This window comes from Paraburkholderia antibiotica, from assembly GCF_012927125.1.
GTDB lineage: Bacteria > Pseudomonadota > Gammaproteobacteria > Burkholderiales > Burkholderiaceae > Paraburkholderia > Paraburkholderia antibiotica.
In genome coordinates, this window is the sequence record NZ_JABBFZ010000019.1 from 74,498 (window position 1) to 86,961 (window position 12,464).

A 12,464-nucleotide genomic window follows, 5' to 3' on the forward strand; every position below is an offset into this window, starting at 1 on the left:
CTGCCGTCTTGCATGCTGACGAGCGATGTGCCGCGCGTGGTCCGATCCTGCACCACGGCAACCTCAAGCGCGCACAAGCATCGCCAATCCACTCCTCACCCAGGACTCAACAAAAGCAATAACGCACCCATGCCGACAGGAAAAAACTTCATTGCATCCCTAAGCATTGCTTTAGCCACTGTCGGCACAGCATCGGCTCAACAGGCGGCGAGACCTCCGGGCCCCGTCATAACGGTTCATTTCGACTACTACCCGCAAGATCGCCCACGCATCGGCGCGCTCGAACACCAGTTGCGGCACGTTATCCGACGCGCCGGCGTCGGCGAACTCGGCGACAGCGAACTACACGCCGACGGCAACGACGGCTACCTGTACATGTACGGTCCCGACGCCGATCGGCTCTACGCGGTCACGAGCCCGATTCTGCAATCGTCCCGGTTGATGAAGGACGCGGAAGTGACGAAGCGCTATGGTTCGCATACCGAAACCTTCGCGCTGCCTCGAAACCACACGCGCGTCGTGATCAATCCAATGGAACCGTAAGCCGGTCGATCACCGCACGCGTCTGTGGTCGCACGCCGCGCCACCACGCGAACGCTTCCGCCGCCTGTTCGACCAGCATGCCGACCCCGTCCGCGACGCGCGGCACGGCCGCCTCACGCGCAAGCCGCAGGAACGGCGTCAACCCTTTGCCGTAGACCAGCTCGTAGGCTGCGCCCGTGGCGCTGAACACGCCCGGCGGTAGCGGCGGCAACTCACCGGCCAGGCTCGCCGACGTCGCGTTGACGACCAGATCGAAGTGTCCCATCGCGGCAAGCTCGCGATAACCGCATGCAAGCAGCGGACTATCCGCGACGACCTGCGCAACCAGTGTCTGTGCCTTCGCGACGTGCCGGTTCGCAATCACCAGCTCCGCCGGTCTCGCGGCAACGAACGGCAGCAATGCGCCACGCGCCGCACCGCCCGCGCCGAGTATCAGCACGCGCTTGCCCGCGATCGGCAATCCGAGGTTGACCTCGATGTCGCGCAGCAAGCCAACGCCATCGAAGTTCTCGGCGACGATGCGCCCTCCTTCGAAACGTAGCGCGTTCGCGGCACCCGCCAGTTCCGCTCGCTCGCTACGTTCGTCGGCGAGCGCAAAGGCCTGCAGCTTGAACGGCGCGGTCACGTTCATCCCCTTGCCGCCCGCAGCGATAAAAGCACGCACCGTCGCCGCAAAGGCATCGGCCGGTTCGACCGGCCCCTCGAGCGCGGTATAAGACAGGTCTTCGCCCGTCTCCTGCGCAAATAGCCCATGAATCAGCGGAGATTTCGTGTGGCCGATCGGATTGCCGATCACCGCGTATCGATCCTTCATCATCGTGTCACCTTCGAATACAGCACGCCGTCGGTCTGCATCGCATCGATCTCGGCGGCATTGAAGCCCAGCGATTGCGCGACTTCCATGTTGTGCTGACCGAGATCGGGCGCGACCTCGCGAATCGTCGTGTCGCAATCGGAAAAGCGGAACGGCAGGTTCGGCAGACGCAGCGTGCCGTAGCGCGGATGCTGCTGCTCGACCACCATGCCGCGCGCGACGATCTGCGGATCGGCGAGCACCTCGTCGATCCGCTGCACCTTCGCGCATGGCACATCGATGCTATCGAGCAGCTTGAGCACCTGGGCAACGGACTGGCTCGCGACCCACGGCTGCACCACCGACAGAATTTCCAAGCGGTTCGCGTTGCGCCCGTCGAGATGGTGAAAACGGCTGTCGCTGCCGAAGTTCGCCGGACCGCCATGCGCCTCGACCAGCGCGGCAAAACGCTTCCATGCATCATCCACCTGCGCGGCGATCACGAGGTCTCCGTCAGCCGCGCGGAACACGCCATAGAGCGTCGAGGTCGGCATATCGTGGCCGGTCTGTTCGGGCACAACGCCTTGCAACGTGTAGCACTGCACCGCGTATTCGTGCATCGACACCAGCGTGTCGTAGAGCGCCATGTCGATATGCTGGCCACGGCCGCTCTTCGTGCGACCGAGCAGCGCGGCATTGATCGCCGCGACCGCGTGAATCCCCGTGTACATGTCGCCGAGCGAAATGCGCATGAGCGGCGGCGGCTCGCCCGGCTTGCCGATCATCTGCATGATGCCGCTCTTCGCTTCGGCGATCAGACCGAAGCCGGCGCGATGCGCATCCGGTCCGGTATGCCCATAGGCGGAAATCGAGCAATAGACGAGCCGCGGATTGCGGGCCGACAGTTCGGCGTAGCCGAGCCCGAGTTTGTCGAGCGCGCCGGGTCGGTAGTTCTCGACGAATACGTCCGCCGAATCGCACAGACGCTGCATGAATGCCTTGCCGCGCGGGTCTTTCATATCGACGCTGACGCCGCGTTTGCCCATGTTCAGTTGCAGGAAATAACCGCTCTGTTCGTCGTCGAGCACGCTCGCGTGCTGACGCCCGGCGTCGCCGCTACCCGGACGCTCGACCTTGATGACTTCGGCGCCGAGCGCCGCAAGACAACGGCCGACATACGGCCCCGCGAGAAAGTGGCTGTAATCGACGACACGCAGACCTTCGAGAGGACGGGCTTGCATCAGAACGCTCCCGGCCGGCGCGGCACCATCAGGCGATGCTCGCCGAGTTGCACGACCTGGTCATGCTGATTAATCAACTCCGAAGGCAGCACGACGATGCCCCACCCCGGACGGCTGTTGCTCTCTCGCATCGAGCCGACGCGGAATTTCACGTGCAGCACGTCGTCGACCTTGATCGGCAGTCGGAAGTCCCAGCTCCAGCCCAACGACATCCCCGGCACGAAGCGATAGTCGCTCTGTGTCTTCAGACCATCCGCGATCGACAGGCCGAACAGCCCATGCGCGACGATCGACCCGAAGTGGCTTGCGTTTGCGTATTCTTCGTCGACGTGAACCGGCGTGTGATCGCCGGTGAGGTCGGCGTAAGCCAGAATGCGTGCTTTCGTCACCGTGTAGGTCGGGCTCACGCAGGCGTCGCCCTCGCGGGCGTCGTCCCAGTACTTGTCGATGATCGTCATTTCATGCCTCCGCGCGTGGATTGATTGCGAGAGCCTGAGCGACGCACGACGCGGGCTTCGCCTGAATCAGTTCGACCGCGAGCCCGCCGGGCAGGCGCAACCAGTTGCGGCCCTGAGGCATCGTGCTGACGTCGTAGCGATGGGCGGCGGCAAGTGCCGCTTCCAGGTCTTCGCACATCACGCCGAGATGCGCGAGCCGTCCCTCCCGCGCGTCGTGCCGCGGCTGATGGATGAACTGCAACCCGCCGAGCGTCCAGTACTGGCGCGGTTCGTCGCGCGTACCGTCGACTTCGCGCATCGTCATGCCGAACACGTCCTCGAAAAAGCGGATGTGCCAGCGAATATCTTTCACCCAGATGGCGACGTGCTCCAGATAAGCCCGAGGCATATTCATGCTGCTGTCTCCTTGTGTTGCCGGTCGGCCATCGCGCGCTCGATGCCCTTGATGCACGACACCAGCGTTGCATTGACGGGCGTCGGCACGCGATGCCGCTGCCCCCAGCGCACGACCGCGCCGTTGATAAAGTCGATTTCGGTGCTCGCCCCTTTCTCGAGGCTTTGCAGCATCGAGGTCTTGAAGCTCGCGGGCAGTCCTTCGCCGGCGAGCGTCCACGGACGTTCGGGATCGATGGTGGAGAGCTTCACGCCGGCGGCCCGCGCCACCGCAATGGCTTCGGCCACCGCCGCGAGCGCGGTCGTTTTGAGTTGAGGCTCGGCATACAGCTGCCCGTAGGTCAGGCCCGTGACTCCGGTCAGTGCGCCGGTCGCGACGTTGACGAGCAGCTTGTCCCACATCGTGCCGACGATGTTGTCGCTGATCGTAGTAACCAGACCCGCCGCATTGAAGGTGTCGGCAAGGTTCGACAGGCGATGCGTGATACGGCCGTCGAGTTCGCCGATGCAGGTGGTCTTGCCGGCCACGCCGGACTCGATGTGTCCGGGGCCGCGCATCACGCCGCCCACATAGGTCTTGCCCGCCAGCACCCGCTCGCGTCCGACGACCTCGGCCAACAGATCCTCGTGCCCCAGTCCGTTCTGCAACGACAGCACCAGCGTTTCGGGCCCGATCAGCTCCAGCGCGCCGCGCATCGCCGTGGCGGTGTCGAACGACTTGACCAGCACAACCACCAGCTCGACGACGCCTGCCTCGGCGGCGCGTGTCGTCGAGCGTACTTTTACGTAACGCGAGCCGTTAGCGTCGTCGACCCTCAGGCCGTCGCGCCGCATCGCTTCCACGTGCGCCGCCGAACGGTTCAGCAGCCAAACCTCGTTGCCGCCCTCGGTCAGCGCCGCACCGATCGCACAGCCCAGCGCGCCGGCGCCCAGAATCGCAATCTTCACTGTCGTCTCCCTGATGTTGAGACCACGATACGATCCGACGTCTATGTCGGCAATGCAATGACTACAATGGCATCATTGCGACAGGCAATATCATCATGAACACGACCGAACTCCCCGACCTGAAACTGCTGCAACTGTTCGATCTGCTCTACGACGTCCGCAGCGTCACGCGTGCCGCCGAGCAGCTCGGGCAAAGTCAGCCGACAGTCAGCATCTGGCTCGGGCGCCTGCGCGAGCATCTGCAGGACCCGTTGTTCATCCGCACGCCCGGCGGCATGGCGCCCACGCCGCAAGCCGATGCGCTGATCGGGCCGTGCCGGGAAATCCTCGAATCGCTGCGGCGCTTCACGGCGTGGGAAATCGCGTTCGACCCGGCCACGGCGAAGCGGCGTTTTCGCATCTGCATGACCGACGCGAGTCACATCACATTGCTGCCACGCATGCTCGCGCACGTTCGCGAACATGCACCGGGGATACGCCTGGAGGCGGCGAGGATTGACGGTAATACCGAGCGTGCGCTGGAATCCGGCGAGGCGGATCTCGCGATCGGCCATGTGCCGTGGCTCGGCGGCGGCATCTATCAGCAACAGCTGTATATGCAGGACTGGATTTGTCTGGCGAATCGCCGTCATCCGAGGCTACGCGCGAAGCTTGGCCTGAAGCAATATCGTGCGGAAAGTCATGTCGCGATTACCGCGGGAACCGGCGCGCAACTGCTCGAACAGGCACTGACGCGCGAACATATCGAGCGCGACGTGGTGCTGGAATTGCCGGGCTTTCTGGGGCTTGGCGCGATCATCAGGAGTACCGATCTGATCGCCACGCTGCCGCGGCACATCGGCGAGACGCTGGCCGAAGTGAACGATCTCGCCATTCACACCTGCCCGGTTCCGGTCGACCGTTTTGCGGTCCGTCAGCATTGGCACGCGCGCTATCACCAGGAAGCGGGCAATCGCTGGTTACGGGCGATGGTGGTCCAGCTATTCGGCAATCCGACTTGACATGCAAGCAATCCCTTGCCTATATTAAAGGCAACAGATTCTTTGCCTATCGCCGCTCATGGCCGAGCGCCCCGCCGACACCGACCTGCTCTTCAGAGCCCTCGCCGATCCGAGCCGCCGCAAGCTGCTCGATCTGCTGCATGCGCACGACGGCCAGACACTCAGCGAGCTATGCGAGCACCTCGAGATGACGCGGCAAGGCGTCACGCAGCATCTGGTGCTGCTGGAAGCGGCGAATCTCGTCGTCAGCGTACGCAGCGGCCGCGAGAAATTGCATTTCCTCAATCCGGTCCCGCTGCAGGAGATCTACGAGCGCTGGATTGCCAAGTTCGAAAAGCCGCGCCTCAAGGCGCTCTCGAATCTGAAACGACGCCTGGAGAAAGGCAATGACTAGATCAACCTTCGTCTACGTGACCTATATCCGCACCACGCCGGAGCAATTGTGGTCGGCCTTGACCAACGCGGAGTTCATGCAGCAGTACTGGTTCGGCATGCATTGCGAGAGCGAATGGGAAGCGGGCTCCACGTGGAAGCTCGTGTCCGCCGCCGGGCAGATTTTCGATGCGGGCGAGATTATCGAGGCCGATCCGCCACGGCGTCTGGTGATCCGCTGGCAGCATCAGATTCGTCCCGAGTTGCAGGCCGAGGGCGATTCGCGCTGCACGATGGAGCTCGAACCGAGCGGCACCGCGGTCAAGCTGTCGATCACGCACACGATCGAGCGCGAGCCGTCGAAATTTATCGAGGCGGTGTCGGGCGGCTGGCCGAAGATCATGTCCAACCTCAAATCGCTGCTGGAAACGGGCGCGATTGCGTTGCAGGAAGCGTATCCGGCCAATAACGCTGGTGCCGCGAAACAGTGAGGCAGTGAGGGTGGGCGGCGGCACGCACTCAATGCGACCGCCGCAAACTTGTTAAGCGCCGGTGGAACCGGGTAGACGCCGGCAAACGCGCACACACTGCCGGCGTGAAGAACCGCCATCTCCTTCCAGCCTGGCGGCTCTTTTCAGCTGCACGAATGCCGCTCAATACCCAAGCGCGCAACCATCCTTGCGATGATCCGACGCGCCCATCAGCACGCCCTGCTCCCAGTCGATCCAGATCGCCTGCGAACCGCCAATCGCCGACGACGGCTGCGCGAGCCTGAAGCCGCGTCCGCTCAATTCCGCGCAAACGGAAGCCGGCATCGTCGATTCGACCTCGACCGAGTCGGTACCCGGACGCGGGAAGATACGCGGCAAGTCCATCGCCGACTGCATATCCACGCCGTAATGCAGCACCTTCGACAGAAAATGCGCGTGCCCCATCGCCTGATAGTGACCGCCCATCACGCCGAAGCTCATGCGCACGAGCCCACCTTGCGTGACCATGCCGGGAATGATCGTGTGCATCGGACGCTTGCGCGGCCCGATCGCATTCGGATGCCCCGCCTCGACGACGAAGCTCTGTCCGCGGTTATGCAACAGCACGCCCGTGCCCGGCGCCATCAGACCGCTGCCGAACGGATGGAACAGCGAGTTGATGAAGCTCACGCAGTTGCGGTCCTTGTCGACCACCGTGATGTACACAGTGTCCTTGTGTTCGACCGGCGTGAGCGGCGGCGCGGACGGCAACGCGCGCGCGAGGTCGATGCGGCCGCGCAGTTCGTCGGCAAGCGCATCGGACAGCAACCAGTCGACGTCGACCTTGCCGTGGCGCGAGTCGCCCAGCACCGCGTCGCGCACCGAGTACGCGAGCTTCGCCGCCTCGACCTCAAGATGGATGCGATCGGCGTCGAGCGGGTCGCCTTCGGCCGCGCACTTCTCGAGAATCTTCAGGATCATCAGCGCGATCACGCCCTGGCCCGCCGGCGGACACTCGACCACGTCGTAGCCGCGAAAGCTCGCGCGAATCGGCGTCACGTAGTCGCCGTGATAGTCGGCGAAATCGTCGAGCGTGTGCAGGCCGCCGTGCGCGCGCAGATGCGCGACCATCTTTTCGGCGAGCGGACCGCGATAAAAAGCATCGCGGCCTTGCTCGGCGATCAGCCGCAGCGTGTTCGCCAGATGCGGCTGGCGATGCACCGTGCCCTGCGGCGGCGCGGCGCCATCCACCAGCATCGTCGCGCGTGCTTCGGCGTCGCGCGCGAGCGTGTCGACTTCGTGCGCCCAATCCGACGAGCTGCGCGGCGTGACCGCATAGCCTTCCTCCGCGTAGCGGATCGCCGGCGCGAAGATGTCGCGCAACGGCAGGCGGCCGTGATCGCGATGCAGCGTGGTCCACGCATGCACCGCGCCGGGCACCGTCACCGCATGCGGCGAATGACGCTCGATCGCGTTCACACCCAACTGCTGCAACCGCTCGACGCTCGCCTGTGCAGGCGCCCAGCCCGAACCGTCGTACGCGACGATGTCGTCGGTGCCGCCGCGCGAATACAGTGCAAAGCAGTCGCCGCCGACGCCGGTCGAGCCCGGCTCGACCACGCATTGCACCGCGCACGCGGCAAGCGCCGCATCCATCGCGTTGCCGCCAGCCGCTAGCACGTTGACCGCCGCGAGCGTTGCGGCCGCATGCGACGTCGCCGCCATACCGTTGCGGGCGAACGCGAGCGAACGGCCGGGTTTCTCGAAGTTACGCATAGAAACGTTCTCCAATCCGTTGAGAAGCGCGCGACATATCAGGGCTTCAATTCAATGCCTGATCGAACGCGCGCGCTTCGGGAAAAATGACGCCGCGCCGCACAGCCGTGGCGGCGACGGCCTTGACATGAGCGTTGGCAGCGACGGCGCAGCGCCAACGCGAACACACGGTCGAGCGCGGCTCAGCCGTGATTCAAGCGCGAATCAACCGCGACTCAAGCGGCCACTAAACCGACGACTCTGGCGCCAGCACCGGCGCGCTCTTCAACGTGCGGCGCAGGAACGCGCGCGTGCGCGCATGCGTCGGCGCGGTGAAGATCTGCTCGGGCGGCCCCTGCTCGATCAATTCGCCCTGGTCGAGCACGACCACGCGATGCGCAACCTCGCGAGCGAACTCCATCTCGTGCGTGACGACGACCATCGTCATGCCGTCGCGCGCGAGCTCCTTCATCACCTGCAGCACTTCGCCGACCGTCTCCGGATCGAGCGCGCTGGTCGGTTCATCGAACAGCAGCACTTTCGGCTGCATCGCCAACGCGCGCGCAATCGCGACGCGCTGCTGCTGCCCGCCCGACAATTGCGACGGGTAATGATCCGCGCGATCCGCGAGGCCGACGCGCGCGAGCAGGCGTTTGGCCTGCTGCACCGCTTCGTCGCGCGACACTTTCAGCACGTGCACCGGCGCCTCGATCACGTTTTCGAGCGCGGTCATGTGCGGAAACAGATTGAAGCGCTGAAACACCATGCCGATGTCGCGACGTTGCCGCGCCAGCTCGCGCGCCGAGTCTCGCACCACCTTGCCGTCCGCGCGCTCGACGAAACCGAGCAGGCGACCATGCACGCGCACGCGGCCGGCGTCGAACGTTTCGAGCAGATTCAGGCAGCGAATGAAGGTGGTCTTGCCCGAGCCCGATGAGCCGATCAGCACCACCACCTCGCCTTTCTTCACGCTCAACGAAATACCGTTGAGCACCTTCGTCGCGCCGAACGACTTGTGAATGTCCGACGCTTCGATGATGACTTCGTCTGTCTGACTCACTTCAACGCCCTCTCAGAAGCTTCATGGTTTGCGCGCCGAACAGGCGGTTGCCCGACGACGCATGCGCTTCGCCGCGGCCATAGTGCGCCTCGAGGCGGCGCTGGACGAAGCCCCATAGCGTCGTCAGCAGCAGGAAGTAGATCGCGAGCACGAGGTATAGCTCGAACACGCGGAAATTGACCGACGTGACCATCTGCGTGCTGAGCATCAGTTCCGGTACGCCGATCACGCTGACGAGCGTCGTGTTCTTCAGCATCACGTTGAACTCGTTGCCCATCGGCGGCACGATCACGCGCAGCGCCTGCGGCAGCACGATGCGCCGCATCAGCAGCGTCGAGGTCATGCCGAGCGAGCGCGATGCCTCGTACTGGCCGCGATCGACCGCGCTCAAGCCCGCGCGGATGATCTCGGCCATATACGCGGCCGAGTTCATGCCGAGCGCGAGCACCGCCGCCTGAATGTTGCCGGGCAGCGTGAACACGCCGAAGTCGAGATCGTGGAAGCGGAAGATGTCGGCGGCCGCGAATGCGGTATACAGAAACACGATCTGCACCAGCAGCGGCGTGCCGCGCACGACCCAGATGTAGCCGCGCGCGAGGTACTGCAGCGGCCGGCTCGGCGACAGACGCAACAGCGCAACGACCAGCCCGAGCGCGACGCCAAGCAGAATCGCGCAGACGCTGATTCCGCAAGTCAGCCAGAGCCCATGCAGGTACGCCGGGCTCGGCGTCATCAGGAACTTGCGGAAAATCTCCCAGCTGAAGTTCATGGCGTCATCCCGCTCAATAGCGTTCGTTTTCGAGCTTCCACTTGCCGAGCATCTGCGTATAGCGCTCGCTCTTCGTCAGCTCGGCGGTGGCCTTCGCGACCGCGCCGGACAGCGGCTCGCCCTTGCGCGCGCCGATGCCGGTCGGCATCCGCGCAAAGCCGGTGACGGCCTCCTCGAACATGCTGCCGGACACCTTCTGGAATTGCGCGGCGCTTTCGGCGGTCGTGCCGTAGGCGTCGACCTGCTGTAGACGGAATGCCTGGAACGCGTCGGCGTCGGTGTTGTAGACGACGACGTTCATCGGCGGCTTGTGCGCGGCGACGAGCTTGTCGTTTTCTTTTTCCAGCAGCGAGCGCATCGTCGAGCCGTTGATCACCGCGACCTTCTGGCCGGACAGGTCGTCGAGCGAATGAACCTTGCGCGGGTTGCCGCGCGGCACCATGATCGACTGGCTCGAATACATGTAGTCGATGATGTCGATGATCTCGCGCCGCTCCGGCTTGTCGAACAGCTGGCCGATGATCAGGTCGCACTGATGCGCCTTCAGCGCCGGAATCAGGCCACTGAACGGCACCACATGCCATTCGACCTTCAGATTGCCCATCGACTTCGCGACGTCACGCGCGATGTCGATCGAAAAGCCTTGCGGCTGCTGCTGCTCGTCATAGAACGCGAGCGGCGGTGCGTCCATGCTCGCGCAATAGGTCAGCGTACCGTTCTTCAGCAGGCCCGCCGGCTGCGCCTGATCCGCGTACGTCATACCTGCGTGCAACAGCACGGAAACGCCGGCGCAAATGGCGGCGAAACGAAAGCGCGTGATCTTTGTTCCTGACATGGGCTTGCTCCTGTGGTGTTCTGTTTTGTCGTGGTGTGTCGTGGAATGTCGTGCCATGCGACCCGCGATCGCGCACGGCTGGCACAGCCGGCCGTCAATCGCGTGGTTTTGACGTGCCGAGCAACGCGAGCACGCGCGGCACCGTCGATTCGATGTGCTCGCGCATGGCCTGCTCTGCAAGCTGTGGATCGCGGCTACGCAGCGCGTCGATCAGCAGCTGGTGGTAATCGCGCGCGCTCTTGCGTTTGAAGGTGGCCTGCTCGATCCAGAGCCGCATCGGTCCTTCGATCAACGCGTAGAGCGAGCAGATCTGTTCGTAGAGGCGCGTGCGGCCGCTGATGCCGCACAGGTACTCGTGAAACGCGCAGTGACGCTGGATCCACAGATCGATGTCGTCGACCGAGGTGTCCATGTCGTCGAGCAGACGCGCGAGCGTGCGCAGATGCTCGTCCGTGCAACGCGGCGCGGCGACACGCATGGCGAGACCTTCGAGCGCGACGCGCATGTCGAAGATGTCTTCCAGCTCCTCGGCGCTCAGGCCGCGCACGATCGCGCCGCGATTCGGACGCAGCACCACGAGGCCTTCCGCATGGAGCCGGCGCAGCGCTTCGCGCACCGGCATGCGGCTCATCGACAGCTCGGCCGCGATGGTCTCGGCGACGATCCGCTGGCCGGTCGCGAAGCGGCCTTGGGAAATCGCGTCGAACAGGTATCGATAGGCCGCCTGTTCGGCGGTCGTGCCGTGCTCGGCGCTTCGTGACGCGGCGGATGTCTGCATGATTCGGTGGGAAAGGCGCAAGAACACGGAAGCAGGATACTTAAACTGGATTTTTGTATCCAGTTTTTCAAAAACAAATCAGGGAATGTCCGGAGAGAAGGCCCGAACCTGGTGATTACCCTTGGCGGACGCTTACTGGCGGGAAGAGATAAGAGGTAACCGCGATGGCGGGGATCGCGGTCCACTGGTCAAGGCGTGAAAACGGAGTGGATGTCGCTCACGGCGTTGCACCGTGAGCGGTAGCGGTACGCGTATTGCTGCGTCCGCTCGGGTTGGCTGCGCGGAGGCGTTGTACTCCGCGCGCGACGGGTAGGCTGAGGCGCGCCCAGCGGCAAGCGCAACAACGCGCTCGCCGCGCGGCTTGCGCTACGGACGCCTGCGCAGCGTCTGATCGGCGTTCGGCGTGGCACCGACCTTTTCCAGCACGGCGACGGCCGTTTCGTTGCCTTGCAGGATCGCGTTCTGCAACGCGGTGCGCCCAAGCCGGTCGACGTGGTCAGGATTCGCGCCGTGCGCGACCAGCATCGGCAGCATGTCGAGCCGGCCGAACAGCGCGGCGAACGACAACGCGGTCTCGCCCGCATGGTTGGTCTGATCGATCGGGCAATGCGTATCGACGAGACGTTTCGCGATCGCGGTCTCGCCCTTGAACAACGCGCCCATCAGCGCGGTATTGCCGTGACGGTCGCCGATGCAGGGGTCGGCGCCCGCGCGCAGCAGATAGTCAAGCGCATCGGGCTGGCTGCGATACGCGGTCAGGATGACGGCCGTATAGCCTTCGGAGGTGGTCGTGTCGAGCGGATAGTGCGCATCGACGAGCGCCTGCAGAATATCGACGCGCCCCAGGCGGGCGGCGGCAAACCACGTGTCGTCGTAGCGATGCGGATCGCCGGGTTGCGCGCTTTGCTGATCGGGCTGCGGCAGCGCGTCGGGAAGTCTGGGCTGCGCACAGCCGACAAGCACGGCGGCGCACGCAATCGCCAGCGGGCGAAAGATGGCGGTCTGGAATCGTTTCATCGGGAAGTGCGCTGCGCGCGCGAGCGGTGAG

Annotated in this window: 15 protein-coding genes; 4 read left to right on the top strand and 11 right to left on the bottom strand. The window is 64.4% G+C overall.

Annotation, left to right across the window (positions count from 1 at the left end; translation table 11 throughout):
• Positions 1-12 precede the first annotated feature (12 nt).
• A complete protein-coding gene (locus HHL14_RS32905) occupies positions 13-543 on the top strand; it encodes a hypothetical protein (RefSeq protein WP_206002509.1) in 531 nt (176 codons plus the stop codon).
• Here HHL14_RS32905 and aroE read toward each other — a convergent pair.
• From aroE to HHL14_RS25665, 5 genes are read right to left on the bottom strand one after another with little or no spacing between them, the layout of a single operon-like run.
• On the bottom strand, positions 524-1,357 hold the full coding sequence (gene aroE, locus HHL14_RS25645; protein ID WP_169500436.1) for a shikimate dehydrogenase: 834 nt from the start codon (positions 1,355-1,357) through the stop codon (positions 524-526). The genes HHL14_RS32905 and aroE overlap by 20 nt on opposite strands.
• Complete coding sequence (locus tag HHL14_RS25650; RefSeq protein ID WP_169500389.1) at positions 1,357-2,577, bottom strand: CaiB/BaiF CoA transferase family protein; 1,221 nt, start codon at positions 2,575-2,577, stop codon at positions 1,357-1,359. The genes aroE and HHL14_RS25650 overlap by 1 nt, the downstream gene beginning before the upstream one ends.
• The gene (locus HHL14_RS25655) at positions 2,577-3,035 is read right to left on the bottom strand and encodes a MaoC family dehydratase (protein ID WP_169500390.1); all 459 of its coding nucleotides are present in this window, start codon (positions 3,033-3,035) and stop codon (positions 2,577-2,579) included. The genes HHL14_RS25650 and HHL14_RS25655 overlap by 1 nt, the downstream gene beginning before the upstream one ends.
• Position 3,036: 1 nt before the next feature.
• The gene (locus tag HHL14_RS25660; RefSeq protein WP_169500391.1) at positions 3,037-3,429 is read right to left on the bottom strand and encodes a VOC family protein; all 393 of its coding nucleotides are present in this window, start codon (positions 3,427-3,429) and stop codon (positions 3,037-3,039) included.
• Complete coding sequence (locus HHL14_RS25665; RefSeq protein ID WP_169500392.1) at positions 3,426-4,376, bottom strand: ketopantoate reductase family protein; 951 nt, start codon at positions 4,374-4,376, stop codon at positions 3,426-3,428. Before HHL14_RS25665 ends, HHL14_RS25660 begins: the two co-directional genes overlap by 4 nt.
• A 95-nt stretch (positions 4,377-4,471) precedes the next feature.
• Here HHL14_RS25665 and HHL14_RS25670 point away from each other — a divergent pair, with 95 nt between their 5' ends.
• The 3 genes from HHL14_RS25670 to HHL14_RS25680 are packed head-to-tail and all read left to right on the top strand — an operon-like array spanning position 4,472 to position 6,240.
• Complete coding sequence (locus tag HHL14_RS25670; protein ID WP_169500393.1) at positions 4,472-5,377, top strand: LysR family transcriptional regulator; 906 nt, start codon at positions 4,472-4,474, stop codon at positions 5,375-5,377.
• 58 nt (positions 5,378-5,435) lie between these two features.
• Positions 5,436-5,771: an ArsR/SmtB family transcription factor gene (locus HHL14_RS25675; RefSeq protein ID WP_169500394.1), complete on the top strand. Its 336-nt coding sequence runs from the start codon at positions 5,436-5,438 to the stop codon at positions 5,769-5,771.
• Positions 5,764-6,240, top strand: a complete 477-nt coding sequence (locus HHL14_RS25680) for an SRPBCC family protein (protein ID WP_169500395.1) — start codon at positions 5,764-5,766, stop codon at positions 6,238-6,240. The genes HHL14_RS25675 and HHL14_RS25680 overlap by 8 nt, the downstream gene beginning before the upstream one ends.
• A gap of 162 nt (positions 6,241-6,402) precedes the next feature.
• Here HHL14_RS25680 and ggt read toward each other — a convergent pair whose 3' ends face one another.
• The 6 genes from ggt to HHL14_RS25710 form a co-directional block, all read right to left on the bottom strand.
• Positions 6,403-7,995: a gamma-glutamyltransferase gene (ggt, locus tag HHL14_RS25685; protein WP_169500396.1), complete on the bottom strand. Its 1,593-nt coding sequence runs from the start codon at positions 7,993-7,995 to the stop codon at positions 6,403-6,405.
• 226 nt (positions 7,996-8,221) lie between these two features.
• On the bottom strand, positions 8,222-9,034 hold the full coding sequence (locus HHL14_RS25690) for an amino acid ABC transporter ATP-binding protein (protein WP_169500397.1): 813 nt from the start codon (positions 9,032-9,034) through the stop codon (positions 8,222-8,224).
• A 1-nt stretch (position 9,035) separates the two neighbouring features.
• Positions 9,036-9,803, bottom strand: a complete 768-nt coding sequence (locus tag HHL14_RS25695) for an amino acid ABC transporter permease (protein ID WP_169500398.1) — start codon at positions 9,801-9,803, stop codon at positions 9,036-9,038.
• Positions 9,804-9,816: 13 nt separating this feature from the next.
• A complete protein-coding gene (locus tag HHL14_RS25700) occupies positions 9,817-10,638 on the bottom strand; it encodes an ABC transporter substrate-binding protein (RefSeq protein ID WP_169500399.1) in 822 nt (273 codons plus the stop codon).
• 94 nt (positions 10,639-10,732) lie between these two features.
• Positions 10,733-11,416, bottom strand: coding sequence for a GntR family transcriptional regulator (locus HHL14_RS25705; RefSeq protein WP_169500400.1), 684 nt, complete (start codon positions 11,414-11,416; stop codon positions 10,733-10,735).
• Positions 11,417-11,782: 366 nt separating this feature from the next.
• Positions 11,783-12,433, bottom strand: coding sequence for an ankyrin repeat domain-containing protein (locus HHL14_RS25710; RefSeq protein ID WP_169500401.1), 651 nt, complete (start codon positions 12,431-12,433; stop codon positions 11,783-11,785).
• Between the last annotated feature and the right edge of the window lie 31 nt (positions 12,434-12,464).

Excerpts from the sequence above, each read along its gene's own strand:
- HHL14_RS32905 (WP_206002509.1), top strand. The coding sequence starts at position 13 with ATGCTGACGAGCGATGTGCCGCGCGTGGTCCGATCCTGCACCACGGCA.
- aroE (WP_169500436.1), bottom strand. The coding sequence starts at position 1,357 with ATGAAGGATCGATACGCGGTGATCGGCAATCCGATCGGCCACACGAAA.
- HHL14_RS25650 (WP_169500389.1), bottom strand. The coding sequence starts at position 2,577 with ATGCAAGCCCGTCCTCTCGAAGGTCTGCGTGTCGTCGATTACAGCCAC.
- HHL14_RS25655 (WP_169500390.1), bottom strand. The coding sequence starts at position 3,035 with ATGACGATCATCGACAAGTACTGGGACGACGCCCGCGAGGGCGACGCC.
- HHL14_RS25660 (WP_169500391.1), bottom strand. The coding sequence starts at position 3,429 with ATGAATATGCCTCGGGCTTATCTGGAGCACGTCGCCATCTGGGTGAAA.
- HHL14_RS25670 (WP_169500393.1), top strand. The coding sequence starts at position 4,472 with ATGAACACGACCGAACTCCCCGACCTGAAACTGCTGCAACTGTTCGAT.
- HHL14_RS25675 (WP_169500394.1), top strand. The coding sequence starts at position 5,436 with ATGGCCGAGCGCCCCGCCGACACCGACCTGCTCTTCAGAGCCCTCGCC.
- HHL14_RS25680 (WP_169500395.1), top strand. The coding sequence starts at position 5,764 with ATGACTAGATCAACCTTCGTCTACGTGACCTATATCCGCACCACGCCG.
- ggt (WP_169500396.1), bottom strand. The coding sequence starts at position 7,995 with ATGCGTAACTTCGAGAAACCCGGCCGTTCGCTCGCGTTCGCCCGCAAC.
- HHL14_RS25695 (WP_169500398.1), bottom strand. The coding sequence starts at position 9,803 with ATGAACTTCAGCTGGGAGATTTTCCGCAAGTTCCTGATGACGCCGAGC.
- HHL14_RS25700 (WP_169500399.1), bottom strand. The coding sequence starts at position 10,638 with ATGTCAGGAACAAAGATCACGCGCTTTCGTTTCGCCGCCATTTGCGCC.
- HHL14_RS25705 (WP_169500400.1), bottom strand. The coding sequence starts at position 11,416 with ATGCAGACATCCGCCGCGTCACGAAGCGCCGAGCACGGCACGACCGCC.
- HHL14_RS25710 (WP_169500401.1), bottom strand. The coding sequence starts at position 12,433 with ATGAAACGATTCCAGACCGCCATCTTTCGCCCGCTGGCGATTGCGTGC.